Genomic DNA, 19,489 nt, shown 5'->3' on the forward strand with positions numbered 1-19,489 from the left:
TGTTCGCTTGAACATTAGCTTTCTCATTTAATATCCCAATGCAAGCCCATCACTTCTTGGATCACTGCCTGCATGCTTCACATTATTCTCGTTAATTTTGATGGCACCTGCATGTCCCATCAGATCACTGTATGCTTCCACCACTTCGATATCATGTCCGTTATCAAATAATTGCTTGCGTATAGTTTCTGTGATACGATTTTCTAATTTTAATGAGTTCGAGGTTGCTCCCCACGTCCTGCCAAACAACCAACGTGGTGCTTCAATCGCTGCTTGCACGGAATAACCGTAATCAATCATTCTTGTCACCAGTGCCGCCTGTGTTTGCGGTTGTCCTTCTCCACCCATCGTGCCATAAATAAGAAAAGGCCTATCATTTTTGAACAGCATCGCTGGATTTAATGTATGAAACGTTCGCTTATTAGGCTGTAAACGGTTGACAGCATGTTGATCCAACGTAAAGAAGCTACCTCTGTTCTGCAGAATAATACCCGTATCCTCTGGCACTACAGCTGCTCCATATTCATGATAAATGCTCTGAATCACGGAAACAGCATTCCCCCACTGATCTACAACACCGAACCATACCGTATCTCCTCGAGGATCTAATTGCTTTTCAAAAAGCAAAGATTCCTCATTCGATATTTTCTCAGCAAGTTCTTTGCCATATTCAGTGGATAATAAGCTTTCAACTGGCGGATTCGTATAAGCAGGATCTGTCACCCACTTATCCCTGTCACGAAAAGCAAGCTTTGTCGCTTCCACAATGGTGTGATAATAAGCCGCTTCTTGGTCATTGATCGTTGATAAATCGATTTGATTCAAAATATTTAGTATCGACAAGGAAGCGATCCCTTGCGTATTTGGAGGTAAATTATAGGCACGGCAATCCCGATAATCAACAGATATCGGCTCCACCCAATCAGCACGATGACTGGCGAAGTCCTCCATGGTTAATAACCCTTGTTCCATTTGACTTGCGCGCACCACTTTGGCAGCTAAATCTCCATGGTAAAAAGAATGCCCTTTATCCTTGGCGACTTGCTGTAGCGTATTCGCCAAGTCCTTCTGGTAAAATAAATTGCCTTGCTTGATTTGGTCTACTAATGGCTTCACATAAATCTGATAAAATGGATCATCTTCTTGTCGATCCTCTTCTAAGAAGGGAACAGCCATCTTGATTTGACTGTTCGTAACAGGATAACCATTACCAGCATAATCAATAGCATCGACTAGTAAATCGGACCATTCCATCGATTGTTTTGTCGTTGCTTCTGCATAATCATAGGCTTCCACCCATCCTGATAAAGCTCCTGGCACCGTGTTGGCTGCTAGGTAGCCTCTTTCTGGTATTTGTTGATATCCTAGTTGGCGATATGCTTCTCGACTGGCACGATTACCAGCTCTACCACTGGCGTTAAGACCCTTTAATTGCTGTTCTTCCGCATTATAGATCAACCAAAAATTATCTCCGCCAATGCCATTCATATGTGGATACACTACACCAAGCGTTGCAGCCACAGAGATAGCCGCATGAATCGCATTACCACCTTTTTGCAATATTTTCATCCCTGTTTGGGAAGCTAAGTAATGTGGAGAGGTTACTGCGCCATTCCTCGCCATCACCGTTGGTCGATTAGCTTTCATTTTATCCCCACCAATTTTACATTAGTTGATATTTTGATTATTAAAGTTTCATTTGTAAACTAATTATTTATTTATACTTAACAATAGTAACATGAATGTGATAAAATAACAATAAGCAATCCAGAGAGGAGACTTCACAAAATGAAACACTTTCAAATTTTTTGGGCGTTTTTCAAGGTCGGTATCCTAGGCTATGGAGGCGGGCCGTCATCCATTCCATTAGTTCATAAAGAAGTGGTGGATCACTATAAATGGATGGATAATGATGAATTCTCAGATATCCTGGCAATCGGTAATACTTTACCAGGTCCTATCGCTACCAAAATGGCGGGTTATATCGGTTATCGAGTATCAGGCTGGTTAGGCGTTTTGAACGCTGTAATATCAACTATTTTACCATCGATTATTGCCATGATATTTCTGCTTGTTTCTTTACGAACTTTTAGCGAATTACCTTGGGTGACAGGTATGACACATGCAATCGTTCCAGTAGTTGGCGTCATGCTCGCCATTTTGACATGGGATTTCGTAAAAAAAGGACACAAGGATCTAGGATGGAAATTCAATGCAGTACTGATCATAGTCAGTACGATCCTGCTGCAATTTCTTAACATTCACCCTGCTATTATTATTATCATTTTATTAATTATTGCGTTTACTACCACACCGAGAGAAAAAGGAAAGGAGGAAGTGCAATGATTTATTGGGAAATATTCCTTGCTTTTTTCATTCCTGGAATAGTTGGATATGGCGGCGGACCTGCCAGTATTCCTTTAGTGCAAAACGAAGTCGTTAATCGCTATGAATGGTTAAGCCTGTCTGAATTCGGCGAAGTGCTCGCTATCGGCAATGCTCTCCCAGGTCCCATCGCTACCAAAATGGCGGGATATATCGGATTTGAACAGGCTGGTATTCTAGGCGCTAGTGTCGGCGTCTTCGCAACCGTCGCTCCATCGTTAATACTGATGATCATTCTATTAAGCATCTTATATAAGTTCCGAAATTCACCGAAGGTAAAAAGAATGACCATGTTCATACGACCTACCATTGCCGTCTTACTCGGTATCCTAACCTATCAATTCTTTTTTCAGTCGTATGATAATGAAGGAGTATTTCAAACCATTATATTAATCGGCCTAAGCTGGCTTTTCTTAGTAAAACTGAAAGTCCACCCAGCATTTGTCATCCTGGGCGCACTATGTTACGGAGCTGTCTTTCTTGCCTAGCAAGAAAATTACGGGATGATTATTTTGACATTAGTGTATGCTTAACAAAGCTCCGTAAATATACTCTGCGTGGTTGGCTATAGCGTTCTCCTAGTACATTATCAATTTCAAAATTACCACTTAGCTAGTTGACATATATTCTGCATTATAAGTACTTAAACTTTTATATTGTCAATCTTAAGCGATTTTTTTGCGATTCGGCTTTCATGAGGTAATTATATACTTCATTTGCTTATAAGAAAAAGCCGGACATAACATGTATTTAATAGTGTTCAAGTTATGTCCGGTTATTCTTTTGCTCCAACCTTTTATAATTTAAGACCCTTTCTGCTTTTAAACCTCCGTAATAAAATATGACTTTCCACCCTCGTAATGCCACTCAAACTATACAAATCCTCATTAATAAACGATTCCAGCTTCTTAAAATCTTCCACCAGTACATGCATATGCAAGGTACTTGGACCGGTCATTTGATAACAACTCGCTACATAAGGATTGTCTGCTAACGTTTCTGCCACTTCCACCAATGAAGAAGGATGACAATCTACTTCAAAAAAGGCAGATACTTGCATCCCTACTTTTTCTGAATTAATGACAGCGCTGAATCCTTCAATAATACCTTCTTCGATCAATTGATTGACCCGCTCTCTTACCGCAACTCTAGATAGACCAAGCTCTTTGCCAATATCCACATATGACATCCGACCATTAATAGAAAGTAACTCTAATATTTTTTTGTCCTTCTCATCTAATTTCATGCCAAGCATCCTTTCGCACGACTCTATTTAAGTATAGCATGCAAGTTGCTTAACAAAATGTCAAGAAAAGGCTTATTTTGCTTCCTAAACGAAAAAAGACATGCTTTTTTGCATATCTTTTATATTTTAATTTTAGGTAATGGTTCTACCCATTCATTTTTGACATACTGCCATGATTTTTGAATATTATCTACCACAATGGGAACCAACGCTTCCATCTCTTGCAGTTCCTTTTGATAGTCCATTTGTTTCTCAGCTAATCTCTGTCTTATCTCTCGTTCCTTATGCAATCCGGTAATAGCTTCCCTGTTTCTTTTCACCCGTATTCCATCTTGCATGATATCCGTAACATTCTCTCCTGTTTCGTAATACGCCATCTCTTGAATAATATGATCTGATTCAATATTTTCATAAGACATTGCAATAAAACTAGCACGTTTTTCTTCCTTTAAAAATGGTTGGCCCCATATATCTTTACTTAGAGGACTATGACGTATCATCCGATCAAATACATCATAAGCATCCAACCATCGCTCCGAATCATCTGTCATAATTCGACTGCTCCTCACAGATTCACGCATTAACTCAAATGCATTTAAAGGTGAACAATTGAAACCATCTGTACCTAGAAACCACGGAATACCTAAGTATCGATATTCGTGGATAGGACATATTCCAGATCCTAAATGCAAATTACTGCATGCACATTGAACAATTGCAACACCACGTTCCTTCATTATTTTTCTATCTTTAGCCGTTGTCCAGATGGCATGTGCAAAAACAGCCTTCTCATTCAACAAATGATAACGATCCATTCGCTCTAATAATGATTCACCCCTAATATTACTAATTGTCCACTGGGTATGAGATTCAAGCAGATGAGAATGCCACCCCAGATCAAACTCTTGCTGCAAACGTCTTGTCACTTAGCAGAAGATCATCTGTACACCGCTGTACGCCATCTACTCCTAATGCAATCTCGATTATTGAATCTGATTTGTACTTTTTCATCAATTGTTCGATTAATTGTGCATAAGGACTTATAGGAGATGACGCTCCCTTCTTATTTGTCACAAAAGGTAATGAATCCATATAAACTAGATCGGAAAACATAGGAGCAATTACTGCTTTCAAGCCTAAATCTTTATAAGCTTGAATTGCTGCCTGTATGCCTTCTTCATTTAAATATGGTCGTTGGGAAAAATGATCGTCAGTGACTTGAAAACCATTTCGCAGTAACTCTAGGCCACGCAAGTAAGTACAGTCATAAATCAGGTCAGATTCACGATTTTCACCCAACGCAATGGCATCCAGCATATATAAGTCCAATGGAACTTTATTAACAGTTCTTTTTAAAATGCCTGTGTAGGAATGACTGTGACCATTCACAAAAGGAGGAATAAGATATAACTCTCTTCCATTTCTCACTTCTATATTACCTTGGTTTCCTATCTCGCCTGGTTTAGCGACTCTTTTCACACAACCATTTTCAATTAATACGGATCTAATATCGAAGCGTTTTTTCCCTTCCTACATTCCGTGTATACGTGCGCACCCTCTATCAATAATGTCCCCTGCTGCAACATGATAAAATGACCGCCTTTCTCACTTCATTCTTATTTGCTATACAGTAAATTAGGTAAAAACATGGACACTGTCGGGATATAAGTGATGATTATTAACACAATTATTGAAATTACAATGAACGGCACCATTCCTTTTGACAGTTTTAATAAACTTTGACGCGATATTCCCATCAGAACAAAAAGGTTCAACCCAAACGGCGGTGTGAACATACCGATTGCTGAATTGACCGTCATAATAACACCTAAATGGACCGGATCAATACCATAAGATACACCAATGGCATAAAATAGTGGTGCTAAAATAACAATTAATGAAGAACCATCCAAAAACATACCTGCAACCAGAATAATAATGTTAATTAATAAAAGAATGACAATTTTATTTTCCGTTAAACCTGTCATAAATTCTGTCACTTGCACAGTTATCTGTTCAACCGTTAAATACCAGGACAATACAGATGCTGAAGCAAGAATGATCATAACAGTTGCTGTTGTTTTTCCTGAGTCGACAAATACGTCAAATAACTCCTTCCACTTCATTTCTCTATACACAAACATGGATATCAAAAATGCATAAATAACAGCGACACCTGCCGATTCCGTCGGTGTAAATAGTCCTCCGTAGATCCCACCGATAATAATAATTGGTATGCCTAATCCCCACAGCGCTTCTTTTGTTCTTAGCAAAATTTGTCGAACACTCCACGGTTCATCACTAATCAATTGATACTTCTTCCCATAAAATATGCAATAAGCAATAAAAACAACAGCAAATACTATTCCTGCACTTAAGCCAGCTATAAACAATTCTCCAACAGAGGTTCCGGTGACTGCTCCATAGACAATCATCGTAATACTCGGGGGAATAATGATACCTAATGATGACGTAGAGCCGATTAACCCAGTTGCAAACGACTCAGGATAATTCTTTTTCAGCATTGCAGGCAGCATCATACTTCCGATCGCCACAACAGTCGCAGGACTAGATCCTGATATTGCACCAAAAAATAAACAAGCAAGCACGACCGAAACAGACATTCCACCCGGTACTTTGCCAATCAGTGAATTCGTTAAAGCAATAACTCGTTTCGAAATACCTCCTCGACTCATTATGTTCGCAGCCAAAATAAAGAGAGGAATAGCCATTAGCGGAAATTGGTTTAATCCAGAAAACATTCGTTGAACAACTGTTTCTGCCGGAATACCATTCACAAACAACAGCATGAATAATACAGAACTTGCAATTGCCATGAACATAGGCATTCCAGTAAAAACTAACACTAACAACAACACAAAAAACCAAATCATTGTATGTCCCCTTCTTTACTTGGTATTTGCTTGGTTTTAATCCATATTATCACGTTATAGATTAGTTTGACTGACATTAAAGCAGTACTTATCGGAAAAATCATATACACTGACCACATCGGAATTTGCATGGCCGGGGAGATTTGTGCCGTTTCTTGCACAGAATTCACTACCACAATCCCAAAATATGTCGTAACTAATACAAACACTAAAGACAAGATCGTTTGCAAACCATAAATCAAGTGTGCAAACCACTCTACCGACGAATTTTCGAAAATCGAAACAGCGATATGATCATTTTTAGTCACTGCTAATGAAGAACCGAGCATCACGATGTAAATAATAATATACCGTACTGATTCCTCCGCCCAGACAATTCCCGAATCAAAAAAGTATCGTAAAATAACATTTACAAAAATGATAACGGAGGTTAAGAAAATACCCGATGCAATCATCACTTTTTCTATATTATCAATAAATCCAATGACTTTACCCATGTCCATTAACCTCCCGCTCTCATTTTTATTTCTCTACAGATTCAACGATTTCATATGTTTTATCTAACAGATCTGGGCCAATTTCATCCGCGAACTGTTCATGAACACTTTTCGTTTCTTCTTGAAAAACAGCAAGTTGCTTGTCAGTTAATTCATATACTTCCGTTCCGTAATCTTCAATCGTTTTAATAAAATCTTCCTCCTGAGCAATTGTCTCTTCCCTCTCAAATTCTGCCGCTTCTTGCGATGATTCTAAAATAACTGTTTGAATATCTTCCGGTAAACCTTCAAACCAGTCTTTGCTCAATAAAAACGCATAGGCTAAATAACCATGATTGGATAAAATGGTATAATTTTGGACTTCATAAAACTTCATTTTCACAATCGAAACCAAGGGGTTTTCTTGCCCCTCTACCACATTTTGCTGAAGTGAATTGTATGTTTCCGCAAAAGATATCGGCACAGGGTTAGCACCTAAAGCTTTGAACTGTTCAATAACTATCGGACTTTCCATCGTGCGAATCTTGAGTCCCTCAAAATCTGATGGCTTTTCTATTTTTTCGTTATTGGTAAATTGTTTAAAACCACTTTCCCAGAATGATGCACCCGTAATACCAATATCCGCTAAACCAGCTAACAGTTCTTGCCCCACTTCTCCATCAAGCACCTCGTATGCAGCTTCTCGTGATGGGAAAATAAACGGCAAATCAGGAAGCTGCATGCTTGCATCAAATGTTGATAGTTTTGCCGTTGGAATTAATCCAGCCTCCACACTACCACTTTGGATTAACTCCGTTACTTCCACATCATCACCTAATTGTCCAGACGGGAAAAGTTTGACTTCAACACGCCCATTTGTCTTTTCTTCGACTAATTCTTTAAATTTTTCTGCCCCTAAATGCTGAGGACTGTCTGCTGCCAAATCATGGTGTAATTTCAGCTCATATATATCATCAGACGATGCATCCGCTTCACCTGTACCGTTCGTTTCACTTCCTCCACAGCCTGCAATTACGAAAACCAAAACGAATAACATTGATAAACACACGAATTGTTTTTTCATTTCATTATCTCCCCCTTGATTTATTTTTGTTTTACTACATTAATTAACGGCTTGAATCCATTAATCCTTGCTTCGATTGTATCCTGATCACGAATAATCACTTTCCCAGGAGTACCCGTTAAAATAATATCTCCTGGCAACAACGTCATCACTTTTGAATGAAAACTTATGATAAAAGATGGCGAATACCGCATATTTCGGACTTGGTTTTGAGAAGCTAACTGATCATTATGGTAAGTTTCTACCTCCATTTGACCAACTTCCGGCCATTCATCCGCTGTCACGAATTCAGAACCAAAGCTAAAAAATGTATCAAAACTTTTCGCTCTCGTTAAATAACGGTGATTTTCTGCATGAATATCAGACTCTGTCATATCCAGCGCAATGGCGTACCCTGCAATGAAATGCCGAGCATCTTCAAGTTCTACATTTCGACATTTTTGGCCGATAATAATGGCAAGTTCAGCTTCCGCCGTGGTATTGGTCGAGCCTTCGGGAATTTGAATGACATCATCCGGGCCGATAATAGTAGTATCTGGCTTCATAAAACTGACCGGATCTGAATATGGTATATCCTCAATGTTGTCTTGATCAGGATTTATATAGTTCATCCCGATTCCCCAAATCTTTCTGGGTCTTCTGTATAAAGGGGCAAGGCTAATTGTATCGTTGTCCATTGCATGGCATTTCTCTAATAAAGTTCTTCCTTTTTCTTCATACCATTTTTTAAGTTTTTCCAGATGGCCTCCTTCAATAATTTCAAATATTCCACTTGGCCAATCTGTATTCTCCATATCATTTAATGATTCGATCAAGTAATATTGCTGGTTTTGTACGATAACAGCTTTTTCTTCACCTTCGTGTGAAACTGTAGCTAACTTCAATTCATTTTCCCACCCTTCTGATCACTGCTTTAACATTTGATAGAATATTCTGATAAATTCTATCAATCTAGTATCTTGGTTTTTTCCTGCTATTATAGATAATCCTATCGGGTTCCCTTCTACCTCCATCCACGGAAGTGAAATTTGAGGTAATTGATTTAATCCTGCAATACTAGTCATTGTTAGTAGCTTTTGTCGATGAAGATTAAGTTTATTCTCTTCCATATTAAGTCTAGGAGCTATATTGGGGGAAGTCGGCATTACCAGCAAGGATCCATCAGCTAATATTTCTTTCATTCTCGCTTGAATAATTACCTGCTCCTTCTTAGCCATCTCCACTTCTGACGCTGTAATTGTTTTTGTCCATTGGAATCGTTCCATAATTCCAGGGCCAAAGGTTGGACTTGCCGATTCAATCCACGCTCCGTGGTTTTGCCAGATTTCATAGCCCTGCAAAATACGAAATGTTTCCTTCCACTTTTCCAATTCTGTTCCTGCAATCTCTATTTCTTCTCCTCTGCAATCTAGTAATGGTATATTCTGTTTCTGATCTTTCACAGGATCAACAGCCATTTCCCATATGTCTGTTGGAAACTTCAATGTTGTGAAGCCATGCTCTGACGGTACAGGTTGATCCAGTAACACATTAGAAACTTTCTCAAGCACCTTTATATCATTTGCCATAATACCAACCGTATCAAAACTGTCAGCTAACGGAATAACACCGCGTATATCAATCGCTTGATGTGTAGGACGATAACCTATAATCCCACAATAACTAGAAGGAATTCGAACACTTCCTCCCGTATCCGTACCTATAGAAAAATCAACCAATCCTGCCGCTACTGCTACAGCTGAACCACTGGAAGAACCACCTGGAATACGATTTGTTGCTCTCGGGTTAACAGGCGTTCCATAATGATAATTCTCCCCGTTTAAACTGTACATCAATTCATCTGTGTGAGTTTTCCCTATTAATGATGCCCCATTTTCGAGCAATGCTTCGATAGCAGGAGCTGTTGATTTAGCGGGGGTATGCGTTCTTTCCCAATCAGGGTTTCCCGCTGTATTGAGATAGCCCCGTATATCAAATACATCCTTCACAGCGAAGGTGTATGGAAATAAAGAGCCTTTCAACTGCTTTGGAGGCACATTACACGTTACCTCTACAAAAGCTCGCCATTGATCCATCTTTGCCACACCTCCAACATAATTTATGTGCTTAACTATACAGTCACAGCAATATATATGTCAATATAGTTTACATCATTTGTTATTTAACATAACTGATCATCTTATTTTTGGTTATATTAACAATGAATGCGATTTACTTGCTTATTATATTGAATTGCAGAAAAAATAGTTTTTTTATGAGTACTGATTTTGATATTTTTATGTTAGATAAACTCACAAAAAAACAGGAATCAATCAAAATGTTCTGTATAATCATTATAAATAACAAGAAAGTTAGGGGTGTTATCTGTGCATTTAACCATCAAAGAAGCATTAGGCGTATTCCCGTTTTCTGAGTCTAAGTTAGTAGCTGGCACACAAAGTACAACACGTTGGATCACAGCTGTGAACATTATGGATGCTCCCGATATTCAAAACTGGGTAAAAGAAGGAGAATTGTTATTCACTACAGCTTTTATATGGAAAGACAATTTAGATAAAGCTATTAACATTATTAAAGAGCTAGAAAAGAAACAATGTGCAGGATTAGGTATTAAGCTGGGGAGATATTGGAAAGAGATTCCTCAGGCTATCATTGATATTGCCGACAAATTAGATTTTCCTATCTTTGAATTACCATATTCATATACATTCTCAGATCAAATTAAAGCATTATACGATGAAGCGCATCACAAAAAAGAAAGATGGCTTCATGATAAATTAGTAACACAAAAAGAATTACTAACCTTTCAGCAATTTGACCATAATTTCGACGAATATTTAAAACTTGTCGCAAGGTTTATACAATATCCATTTGCCTTATTATCAGTAGATATAGAAGTGTTACACAATTATACGAGACTAACTGATACGCAATTGCTGCAAAAATGGCAAAAGAATAAAGCCGAGCATATAACACTGGAACTAACCCACGAAGAAAAGCACTATGGTTATGTATTCATTCTTGACGATTTTCATAATCAATTAACTAAGGAAGAAGAAATGCTTTTCGATCAAATCGGTGAAATTGTAGCCGTATACTTATCCAAACAACCCAACCATATAGTAGAATCAAAAGAAGAAGTAACTTTCTCCTCGTTATTACTGGATTATGTGGAGAATCAAATAGATATGGACACCTTTAGTGAACAATTAACAGAAGAGGATCAATTGTTATTAACATCACCCTACTGGACGGTATTGTTAAATAACAGCGATAATTTAACGAGTGAAGAAATACTTTTCTTTAAAGAACAATTGACCATACACCCTTACTTTAAGTCATACCGGCTAAGATTTTTCAATTGGGACGGGTATCCGTTAGCTGTTATATTCGATCCAAACGCTAAGGATCGAGTATTTCAGCGGACCAACCTCTTTCTTCCAGTATTAGAGGAACTACTCAAACTGACAAAGACACAAGGTTGTTTAGTTGTGAGTAGACAGAATCATGAGTTAGCCACTTTCAACGCTTCCGTGCAGGAATGTACAAATGCAAGTCGCTTAGCTAAGGAATTAGATTACACCGAAAATGTAATCATTACGGAGGATCTCGATTTCTTTAGTTTGTATCAATATATTCCAGATCATCTGATGGAGACCTTCTACCAAAATACTTTTGATACATTGCTGCATGACAGCACCAACTTTGAAAAAGACATGCTGGCAACGCTCGAGACATATATCGAATGTAATGGCAACCTGAAAGAAGTAGCGAACCGTCTGTTTGTACACCGAAATACTGTCGTGTACCGCCTTGATAAAATCAGTAATTTATTGCAAATCGATTTAAAAAACATTGACGACTTATTACGAGTGAAAATGGCACTTACCTTTATCCAACTTAAAAATATCAGGAAGCAAATTTCCTGATATTTTTAGTGGTTCTTTATTAGTTTTAGTGCAATCTGCAATTCTAGCGCTACCTCTGCATCATCTATATCCACTCCAAGAAGCTCCTTGATACGTTCTAATCTCTGGACAATTGTATAATGCTGAATGTTTAACTGCTTCGCTGTTGCTTCAATATTTTTGTTTTCAGTAAAATAGATACGCAATGTTTCCAGAAGCATCTCATTTTTGGCATTTCGTAATATCGGCCCCAAAATACTTTGGAGATATTCCTTAAGTTCATCTGATTCTGGCAACAAGTACAACAACCGATAGACATGCATATCTTTGAAATAAACACTTCTTTTTTGAATATCATATTCTTGATAAATGCTACGCACCTGCAACGCTTGCTGGTAACTTTCACGTACGCCAGCAAGTTCGTATACTGACTTGCCGATCCATAACACAAAATGAATATCATCTTCTTGATTTTGCCAAAAACGATCTAATTCATTTTCAATCATTTTTATACTGAGCGGCAATTTCTGTTTGTCCTCGTCGGCAATCAAAAAAACTACCTCTCTCTTATATTTGGTAACTAGTAATTTACTTTTTACCGTTTTATTTAAATTGTTTTTAATAACGGTATATTGCTGCTCCATTAGCGATGAATCATTTGCATGAAGAATAAATACCTGTAACCACATATTTCCCAGGTTCATATTGGTAATGGTTGATTGAGGTTTAATATGTTCCATTGATAACCGTTCTCCGCGCAACAACCCCTGCAGAAAAGACGATAGATATTCTTCTTTCAACTGGTCTTTGAATTGCTTATGCGTCAATTCTACAAGTAAAACTGAACTTATTTTATCCAAAGTCAAGAGATCGATGTCCGTCATCGGATGATTTGTCTCCATACAAGCAATATACGGTGTATGAGGATATATTCCTTTCTTCATTAAAGGTAGAGCATATGCAACAAACTCCTCCTCGCGTAATTCTACTTCAATTGCTCCTATACCTGCTTTCTTTTCCAACACAGAGGCTAATTGATAAAGTTCTTTAGAATCCAAAATAATCGATAATAAGGGCGCTATAATATTTCCTGATAAATCTTTAATAATGATAGGATTTCCTAGCACTTGTTCTAATTCAGCCACTACATTTTGAAGCTTTTCCTCCGCAACGATTGAATTTGTGAAAGTATGTAAACGATTATAAACAGAAAGTAAATGCTCTGAAATCTGATGATCGATCTCTTCCAGCGCTAACTGTACTACATTAGAAAAAACTGTATTCGGAGCGATTTCTATTACCGGCAAATCCAATGAAATTGCTCGCTGCACCACTTCCTCTGGAACATTGGTCATATAGTGATCCATTTTAATTCCAAGCCCCACAGCGCCTTTCTCAGAAAGCTTCTCCATTAACGGAATCAGTTCTAATCGATTTTCTCTATAAGAATAACCTGTTGTTAATACAAATTCATCCGCACGAACAAAATGCTCCTCCTCTTGTGAACGAATAATGTGAATATCATTAAACGTTATATCATCTACTTCCTGCACTGATAATTGTTTCGCTCCTTGTAGTGGTTCAAGATTTAATAATTGTTGTAAAGACAGTCCTCTACTTTTCTTCCTGTTTGTCATATATATACACCAACCTAACTTCTTGTTGAAGATAATTTTACACATCCATGGTTTACGCGACTAGTGTAGCGTTATATAAATTGACATAATAAAAAACAGTCTCGCAACCATACAAAAGTCGCACTCAAAATTTTATTGTAACCATTTTCGTGATTCGAACGTCTTATGTTTAAAGCGATAACAATAGGAGGGAAAATAAAAATGAAATTATTTAAACGTGTTTTTTTCCTATCATGTGTATTCATCCTAAGTTTATTATTTTTGTCCAATGAAGCTGAGGCTGCAGAAAATACAGCCGCGCCGCAGATCAAACAAGACATTATACAAATTCAGTCCAGCGAGTACATCAAAGAAGGAAATTCTTCCATCCGCAAAAAAGATTCGCAAACCATCAGTAGCAGCTGTAGTACATATAGCTATTCCTCTGTTCAGCAAGTTTCCTGTAATATTTATTTGCAAGTCAGGGACAAAGCATCAGGCAATTGGTATACAACAGATAGCAACAAAAGGTTCGTTAACTATACAAGCAAATCCGTCAGCGGCAGTGTAAACTTCAAAGTGGAGAAAGGCCATCGGTATCGGGTCCGAACCATCCATTCCATCTCTCATTATGGTACTATCGAACAACTTATTTCTGTTACCGGATCACTATCTTATTAGAAACTTAAACCCGTCTGGTCCTAACTAACTTGTATATATAGAGCTACCTAAAATACGGATTAGTATAGTGGACCTGTGGTAATTTTGATGTGTTTTATGTGTGTAGCAATGCTCCAAAAATATGCTCCACGTCCTGTGGGGACATGTATCAGCTAGGCTGATTACTTGCACTGCTTCTTTGCTGCCTTGTGCCGAGGAAGTCTCCTTCAAAGCAATACTTGTAGACACAGGCACAGACAAAGTGGATCTTCATCTCGCGCAGACGCATGCAGAGTCTCCGCATATTTCCTACGCTTAAGGGAAGTTCTACATCGTAAGGAACAGCTAAAAGCAGTAACGCTATGCATTACGTATTTGAGAATGTAAGCAGCTATTATAGATAGTCACATGAGATACCAATCAATTTGCTACTTCACACATTAGTTGTACAGTCTATACAGAAGCGCAGGCCAACCGCGTAGACTCCCGCGGACTATGCAGGTGCTGAAGCAGGACGCGGAGAGGTTGACCTGAGCAGTATCCCAGCACATGAAACATTTCAAAATAACCACTAAACAGCTAGTTTACATAGTTCGTATTATAAGAATCCATAATTCACCTTGAGTATAATCAATAACGCAATTCGACCTTATGACTGTATTTACATATTTTCTTTACTTATTATAAATAATAAAAAAAGTTTCGTATCACCGTATGGATACGAAACTTTTTTTATTCTAGGGATTCTGCCACTTTTATGATTTCTTGTTCTGAAATAGCCCCTTCCAGCAACCAATTCATATGGGGAGTACTCCAAATTATTTGTCTAATACCATCTTTAAATTCCACTAACCGCGCTTCTCCATCTGACAATGGGACATTCTTCACGTTCGTATCCTGGTTATCAACTACTTTCGCACTGGCAAATTCATTCGGTTGATAGGATTGTGTTAAACTCAGCAATTCGCCATTCGCATCAACAAAGCGCAATGATACATCTGATACAACGGAATCTAGTTCTATTACTTTGACTTCAGCCAATTCGTATGTTTCCGGTAAGTACGTCGGCTTCGATATATAAAATTGGGTCATAGATTGTGCCTTCTCAAAGGATACTTTATATTCTTTTTGCTCCACCTCTTCTACTGTGATATTACTCATATCAGGAAGTCCCTCTTCGGTCTCTTCATTTGTTGTCTGTGTAATTTGCGTGGAATTACCATTATCCGTCACAAAAATATTGACAAACCAATCAAAAGCTTGCACTTGATTCGTTTGTAAACAGGCTGCCCCTATTAAGATAACCATAATCGTAGCCACAGCTAATATAGCTTTTGACGGTGTCCTTGTTCTATTCTTCGACAATTCCTTTGAAATATGTTCCCAACTCTTTTCCTTTAACGAACGCGAACGGGAATCATTGATATTCTGATAGTGTTCCTTCAAATACTGAACCAATTGTTCCTTCCGTTCCGATTCTCCCATTACACTTCACCACCAATCCATTGTTTCTTAGGATCGCGTTCCAATTTCTCTTTTACCATGTTTCGCGCACGATGCAATCTGGTCTTCACTGTACCATCGTTTATATCCAGCTTTGTAGCAATTTCCTTCACCGACAAATCATGAACATATCGAAGCAGCATCACTTCCCGATATTCAGCTTTCATTTCATGCACAGTAGCTAACAGTTCGCTCTTCATCATATTTGATTCTACAATATTCGACACATCCGGTCCAAGGTTTTCTATTTGGCTCTCCTGCATAGCCATATCTTCTGTCAAAATTTCACTCGATCCTTTGCGTTTACGGAGGATATCAATCGCTGTTCTAGTTGCAATAGTAGACAGCCAAGCCCCCATTCTTTCTTTATCCTCAAGTCTGTTCATATGCTTATACGCCTTCACAAATGTTTCCTGCAAAGCATCTTGTGCTAAATGACTATCACGTGTAATAAAAAAAACATCTCTATAAACCCTTGAATAAAACATATCATATACTAGACGGAATTCCTCATGAGTAGGTTCCGATCTTTTAAGAAATTTTTTAAACATTGTTATCCGCACCTTCTTCCATCGTTCATACAAATTATAACATTTTTACCTTGCTAATAAATCACAATTTTCCATAAATTTATAAAGTTATGATAAAAAGGTATTAAATTGGTGTAAATAAAGAATTCCTGGTTATATAGCATATTATGTTAAAATAGGTTTAACAAATTTACTGTAAACTGGAAGTATTCTATTAATATTAAAATATTAGGAAGGGGAATTAAAATGCCTGTATGGTCAATGATTCTAACAGCTGTTCTATCCCTTATCGGCTATTTAGCTGCTGCTAATGTTTATTTTAAAAATGAAGAAGATGATAATACGTAAAGGAGTGATACATTGCTCACAAACATTCTCTGGGGATTGTTTCTCGTTTTGTTTGTCGCTCTAATGGTTTATCTTGATAAACGAAAACAAAAAAAGAAATTTCACCATTCTTATCACAGAAGAACAGATCGAAACATTGAAGCGGAAAAAGCGATCGAAAAAGAAAAGTCTCGACGAAACGGCCCAATAACTGGCGGAAGTTTTGGAGGAGGACTTTAATCATTATAATCAGTATGAAAGGTGGCTGTTGATATGGGCATTTACTACACGTCAGATATAGATAAGATTACAGAGCAGGAACTGCAAGAGTTATTTCTATCCGTAGAATGGAAGTCTGGTAACTTTCCGAATGAACTATTAAAAACAATAAAAGGTTCTCATTCAGTTGTTACGGCATGGGATAATAACAAACTGATTGGATTAATTAACGCGTTATCTGATGGGGCATTAACGGCTTACTTTCATTACATGTTAATAAATCCTGCTTATCAAGGAAAAGGAATCGGCAAAGAAATGATGAATATGATGCTTGATCGATATAGCAATTACGAAACAAAGGTGCAAATTGCTTATCCGAATGTCGTTGAATTTTATGGTAAATTAGGTTTTAAAAAAGAAGACGGGACTACTCCTATGTTTATATCAGAACTCATCTAAAAGAGCTTAACCGATTGATAACTATATAAAAGAAGAATCGGCCCAAACCGATTCTTCTTTTCGTTATCGTTCATTTGCTTACTCTGACCGATCACATCTTCTTTAACATTAAATAGATAAAATAAGGAGCGCCGATCAGTGCAGTTACAATACCAGCTGCAAGTCCGTCCGGCTCCAGCACATTACGCCCAACTGTATCTGCTATAAGTAGCAATAAACCACCAAGCACAAGTGCCACTGGCATGAAAAGCTGGTGCCTTGGTCCAACCAGTGATTTCGCTATATGCGGAGCCATCAAGCCGACAAACGAAATACCACCAGTTACGGATACTGCGGCTGCCGCCAATGCAACTGCTATGATGATCAGCTTCCATCTTTCCTTTTCTTTATTCATCCCGACACCGACAGCCACTTTTTCATCAAGATTCAGGATATTAAGATTATTACTTTTAAAGAAGGTGATCGGTACTAATAGTAGAAGCCATGGCAATAACGTTATCACAAACGGCCAGTCGTCACCCCATATATTTCCCGCCAGCCACTGCGCGATAAAATCAACTTTTTCCCGTTCAGCAGATGAAATGAGCACTACCATTAATCCCGATAAAGCCATTGAAAAGCCGACACCGACTAGGACAAATTTAACAGGATGCAGACCAACCTTTTTCTCATACGAAAACATATAGATCAAAAATGCTGTGATACATGCACTCACAAAAGCAACGATAGGAAGTAAATAGACAAAACTATTCGCATCGATCGGAGCAAACAGAAAGTAGATCGCAACACCCACTCCTGCCCCCGCATTAATTCCAACAATACCAGGATCAGCCAGATCATTCTTCGTGACCCCTTGCAGAATCGCACCTGATAACGCAAGTGCCATTCCGGCCAAAATGGTAATCGCAATTCTCGGCAATCGTAACGAAAACAAGACAAAATTTTCTTTAAACGTTCCATCACCAGACAAAATCGCAGGAATCCGGGAGAAACCAACCGAAGAATATCCCAATCCGAGACTGACAAAAGCAATCACAATAATGGATAAAATAGAGATAAGCAGCAGCCACTTCTGTTTTCTTAATAACATAGGGTGTATCATGCGATCTCCTTACCCCCTTTTTTCACAACAAATAAGAAAAAGCACAATCCGAATACGCCAACAATTGCAGAAACTGGTGTTTCAAATGGCGCGTTAATCGTACGAGCAACCGTATCCGCCAGTAACATAAAGCTTGCACCAAACACAACGGAGACTGGTAAAATCACACGATAGTCCGTGCCAACAAACGCTCTTACCATATGTGGGATCATTAATCCGACAAACGTTAAATTACCAACAAGCGCAACAGATGCACCTGTAAGTAAAATGATAATCACAAATAACAATGCCTTCGTCCGGCCCACTTTCTGCCCAAGTCCAATCGCTAATTCCTCATCAAGACTAAGAATGGTTAACTGTCTCGCCAGAATAAACGCCATCACAGAAGCGATCACAACGATCGGAACTACCCATTGCAATTGTGCCCATGCCGTACCAATTAATCCGCCTGCGGTCCACATCGAAACATCTTTTGATATTTGAAAATATAGTCCGATCGCTTCCGCTATCGCTGTTAAAAAAGCTGTAATAGCAGCACCAGCTAATACAATTCGAAAAGGCGAAAAACCACCTTTTTTGGCAGAAGCGATACCAAACACGAGAGTAGCTCCTAACGCTGCACCTATAAAACTAGCAATTAATAAACCTAGATAACCGGCAGAAGGCAGAAAAGCCAAAGCAATCGTCAGTGCTAAGTTAGCACCTGCCGTCAATCCTAGCAGTCCTGGATCTGCCAACGGATTTCTCGTCAATCCTTGCATAATAGCTCCAGCCACTGCCAGTCCCGCCCCAACAAAAATAGCACCGATTTCTCTCGGCAAGCGCAACTCATATAAAATTAATCCTTTCTCCGTATCCACAGACATCGTCAATGCTTGCCACAGATCACGCAAATGAATGTCAGCTGCCCCATATACCATGGAGACAACAAAGGATGATACAAAGATAACCAAAAACAATACCCACTTAATCGAAAGTGGCAATCTCCTCACATACTGCATCCTAATCCCCCTAAAACAACAAACGGGAATCCACAATGGAATTCCCGTTCATGCACTATTTCCGCACAAATATCACTAA

Annotated in this window: 20 protein-coding genes; 6 read left to right on the forward strand and 14 right to left on the reverse strand. The window is 38.4% G+C overall.

Annotated elements, in window-relative coordinates:
• Positions 1–27: 27 nt before the first annotated feature.
• On the reverse strand, positions 28–1,647 hold the full coding sequence (gene ggt, locus MUN88_RS03660) for a gamma-glutamyltransferase (RefSeq protein ID WP_244720973.1): 1,620 nt from the start codon (positions 1,645–1,647) through the stop codon (positions 28–30).
• A 141-nt stretch (positions 1,648–1,788) separates the two neighbouring features.
• Between ggt and MUN88_RS03665 the strand changes: the two genes are divergently transcribed.
• Together MUN88_RS03665 and MUN88_RS03670 are read left to right on the forward strand one after the other, a co-directional pair.
• Entirely contained in the window at positions 1,789–2,346 is a 558-nt protein-coding gene (locus tag MUN88_RS03665; protein ID WP_244720975.1) for a chromate transporter, read from the forward strand.
• Positions 2,343–2,873, forward strand: coding sequence for a chromate transporter (locus tag MUN88_RS03670; protein WP_244720977.1), 531 nt, complete (start codon positions 2,343–2,345; stop codon positions 2,871–2,873). Before MUN88_RS03665 ends, MUN88_RS03670 begins: the two co-directional genes overlap by 4 nt.
• A 308-nt stretch (positions 2,874–3,181) precedes the next feature.
• Here MUN88_RS03670 and MUN88_RS03675 read toward each other — a convergent pair whose 3' ends face one another.
• The 8 genes from MUN88_RS03675 to MUN88_RS03710 form a co-directional block, all read right to left on the reverse strand.
• The gene (locus MUN88_RS03675) at positions 3,182–3,631 is read right to left on the reverse strand and encodes an Lrp/AsnC family transcriptional regulator (RefSeq protein ID WP_244720979.1); all 450 of its coding nucleotides are present in this window, start codon (positions 3,629–3,631) and stop codon (positions 3,182–3,184) included.
• Between the two features lie 119 nt (positions 3,632–3,750).
• Positions 3,751–4,545, reverse strand: coding sequence for an amidohydrolase family protein (locus MUN88_RS03680; RefSeq protein WP_244720980.1), 795 nt, complete (start codon positions 4,543–4,545; stop codon positions 3,751–3,753).
• Positions 4,529–5,110, reverse strand: a complete 582-nt coding sequence (locus tag MUN88_RS03685; protein WP_244720982.1) for an amidohydrolase family protein — start codon at positions 5,108–5,110, stop codon at positions 4,529–4,531. Before MUN88_RS03685 ends, MUN88_RS03680 begins: the two co-directional genes overlap by 17 nt.
• A 137-nt stretch (positions 5,111–5,247) precedes the next feature.
• Positions 5,248–6,525, reverse strand: coding sequence for a TRAP transporter large permease (locus MUN88_RS03690; protein ID WP_244720984.1), 1,278 nt, complete (start codon positions 6,523–6,525; stop codon positions 5,248–5,250).
• On the reverse strand, positions 6,522–7,022 hold the full coding sequence (locus MUN88_RS03695) for a TRAP transporter small permease (protein WP_244720986.1): 501 nt from the start codon (positions 7,020–7,022) through the stop codon (positions 6,522–6,524). Before MUN88_RS03695 ends, MUN88_RS03690 begins: the two co-directional genes overlap by 4 nt.
• 25 nt (positions 7,023–7,047) lie before the next feature.
• Positions 7,048–8,085, reverse strand: a complete 1,038-nt coding sequence (locus tag MUN88_RS03700) for a TRAP transporter substrate-binding protein (protein ID WP_244720988.1) — start codon at positions 8,083–8,085, stop codon at positions 7,048–7,050.
• A 20-nt stretch (positions 8,086–8,105) separates the two neighbouring features.
• Positions 8,106–8,969, reverse strand: a complete 864-nt coding sequence (locus tag MUN88_RS03705) for a fumarylacetoacetate hydrolase family protein (RefSeq protein ID WP_244720991.1) — start codon at positions 8,967–8,969, stop codon at positions 8,106–8,108.
• A 21-nt stretch (positions 8,970–8,990) separates the two neighbouring features.
• Positions 8,991–10,160: an amidase gene (locus MUN88_RS03710; RefSeq protein WP_244720993.1), complete on the reverse strand. Its 1,170-nt coding sequence runs from the start codon at positions 10,158–10,160 to the stop codon at positions 8,991–8,993.
• 291 nt (positions 10,161–10,451) lie between these two features.
• Here MUN88_RS03710 and MUN88_RS03715 point away from each other — a divergent pair, with 291 nt between their 5' ends.
• Positions 10,452–12,014, forward strand: coding sequence for a PucR family transcriptional regulator (locus MUN88_RS03715; RefSeq protein ID WP_244720994.1), 1,563 nt, complete (start codon positions 10,452–10,454; stop codon positions 12,012–12,014).
• Between the two features lie 5 nt (positions 12,015–12,019).
• Here MUN88_RS03715 and MUN88_RS03720 read toward each other — a convergent pair whose 3' ends face one another.
• Positions 12,020–13,630, reverse strand: a complete 1,611-nt coding sequence (locus MUN88_RS03720) for a PucR family transcriptional regulator (RefSeq protein WP_244720995.1) — start codon at positions 13,628–13,630, stop codon at positions 12,020–12,022.
• A gap of 201 nt (positions 13,631–13,831) precedes the next feature.
• On the opposite strand from MUN88_RS03720, the gene MUN88_RS03725 reads away from it, so the two are divergent.
• Positions 13,832–14,290 carry a DUF6147 family protein gene (locus tag MUN88_RS03725; RefSeq protein WP_244720996.1) on the forward strand — a complete coding sequence of 153 codons (459 nt, stop codon included), beginning with the start codon at positions 13,832–13,834 and terminating at the stop codon, positions 14,288–14,290.
• Positions 14,291–15,001: 711 nt separating this feature from the next.
• Here MUN88_RS03725 and MUN88_RS03730 read toward each other — a convergent pair.
• Positions 15,002–15,754 carry a DUF4367 domain-containing protein gene (locus tag MUN88_RS03730; protein WP_244720997.1) on the reverse strand — a complete coding sequence of 251 codons (753 nt, stop codon included), beginning with the start codon at positions 15,752–15,754 and terminating at the stop codon, positions 15,002–15,004.
• Positions 15,754–16,323, reverse strand: coding sequence for an RNA polymerase sigma factor (locus MUN88_RS03735; protein WP_244720998.1), 570 nt, complete (start codon positions 16,321–16,323; stop codon positions 15,754–15,756). Before MUN88_RS03735 ends, MUN88_RS03730 begins: the two co-directional genes overlap by 1 nt.
• A gap of 339 nt (positions 16,324–16,662) precedes the next feature.
• On the opposite strand from MUN88_RS03735, the gene MUN88_RS03740 reads away from it, so the two are divergent.
• Both MUN88_RS03740 and MUN88_RS03745 read left to right on the forward strand, forming a co-directional pair.
• A complete protein-coding gene (locus MUN88_RS03740) occupies positions 16,663–16,869 on the forward strand; it encodes a hypothetical protein (protein WP_244720999.1) in 207 nt (68 codons plus the stop codon).
• A gap of 33 nt (positions 16,870–16,902) precedes the next feature.
• On the forward strand, positions 16,903–17,307 hold the full coding sequence (locus MUN88_RS03745; RefSeq protein WP_244721000.1) for a GNAT family N-acetyltransferase: 405 nt from the start codon (positions 16,903–16,905) through the stop codon (positions 17,305–17,307).
• 91 nt (positions 17,308–17,398) lie between these two features.
• On the opposite strand, the gene MUN88_RS03750 is transcribed toward MUN88_RS03745, so the two are convergent.
• Positions 17,399–18,409 carry a FecCD family ABC transporter permease gene (locus MUN88_RS03750; protein WP_244721003.1) on the reverse strand — a complete coding sequence of 337 codons (1,011 nt, stop codon included), beginning with the start codon at positions 18,407–18,409 and terminating at the stop codon, positions 17,399–17,401.
• Positions 18,406–19,410: a FecCD family ABC transporter permease gene (locus MUN88_RS03755; protein WP_244721005.1), complete on the reverse strand. Its 1,005-nt coding sequence runs from the start codon at positions 19,408–19,410 to the stop codon at positions 18,406–18,408. Before MUN88_RS03755 ends, MUN88_RS03750 begins: the two co-directional genes overlap by 4 nt.
• Between the last annotated feature and the right edge of the window lie 79 nt (positions 19,411–19,489).

It is taken from the genome of Gracilibacillus caseinilyticus (assembly GCF_022919115.1).
In the GTDB taxonomy this organism is placed as follows: domain Bacteria; phylum Bacillota; class Bacilli; order Bacillales; family Amphibacillaceae; genus Gracilibacillus; species Gracilibacillus caseinilyticus.

Bases quoted from the DNA above. Each gene is read 5' to 3' on its own strand.
- ggt (WP_244720973.1), bottom strand. From the start codon at position 1,647: ATGAAAGCTAATCGACCAACGGTGATGGCGAGGAATGGCGCAGTAACC.
- MUN88_RS03665 (WP_244720975.1), top strand. From the start codon at position 1,789: ATGAAACACTTTCAAATTTTTTGGGCGTTTTTCAAGGTCGGTATCCTA.
- MUN88_RS03670 (WP_244720977.1), top strand. From the start codon at position 2,343: ATGATTTATTGGGAAATATTCCTTGCTTTTTTCATTCCTGGAATAGTT.
- MUN88_RS03675 (WP_244720979.1), bottom strand. From the start codon at position 3,631: ATGAAATTAGATGAGAAGGACAAAAAAATATTAGAGTTACTTTCTATT.
- MUN88_RS03690 (WP_244720984.1), bottom strand. From the start codon at position 6,525: ATGATTTGGTTTTTTGTGTTGTTGTTAGTGTTAGTTTTTACTGGAATG.
- MUN88_RS03695 (WP_244720986.1), bottom strand. From the start codon at position 7,022: ATGGGTAAAGTCATTGGATTTATTGATAATATAGAAAAAGTGATGATT.
- MUN88_RS03700 (WP_244720988.1), bottom strand. From the start codon at position 8,085: ATGAAAAAACAATTCGTGTGTTTATCAATGTTATTCGTTTTGGTTTTC.
- MUN88_RS03710 (WP_244720993.1), bottom strand. From the start codon at position 10,160: ATGGATCAATGGCGAGCTTTTGTAGAGGTAACGTGTAATGTGCCTCCA.
- MUN88_RS03720 (WP_244720995.1), bottom strand. From the start codon at position 13,630: ATGACAAACAGGAAGAAAAGTAGAGGACTGTCTTTACAACAATTATTA.
- MUN88_RS03725 (WP_244720996.1), top strand. From the start codon at position 13,832: ATGAAATTATTTAAACGTGTTTTTTTCCTATCATGTGTATTCATCCTA.
- MUN88_RS03730 (WP_244720997.1), bottom strand. From the start codon at position 15,754: ATGGGAGAATCGGAACGGAAGGAACAATTGGTTCAGTATTTGAAGGAA.
- MUN88_RS03735 (WP_244720998.1), bottom strand. From the start codon at position 16,323: ATGTTTAAAAAATTTCTTAAAAGATCGGAACCTACTCATGAGGAATTC.
- MUN88_RS03745 (WP_244721000.1), top strand. From the start codon at position 16,903: ATGGGCATTTACTACACGTCAGATATAGATAAGATTACAGAGCAGGAA.
- MUN88_RS03750 (WP_244721003.1), bottom strand. From the start codon at position 18,409: ATGATACACCCTATGTTATTAAGAAAACAGAAGTGGCTGCTGCTTATC.
- MUN88_RS03755 (WP_244721005.1), bottom strand. From the start codon at position 19,410: ATGCAGTATGTGAGGAGATTGCCACTTTCGATTAAGTGGGTATTGTTT.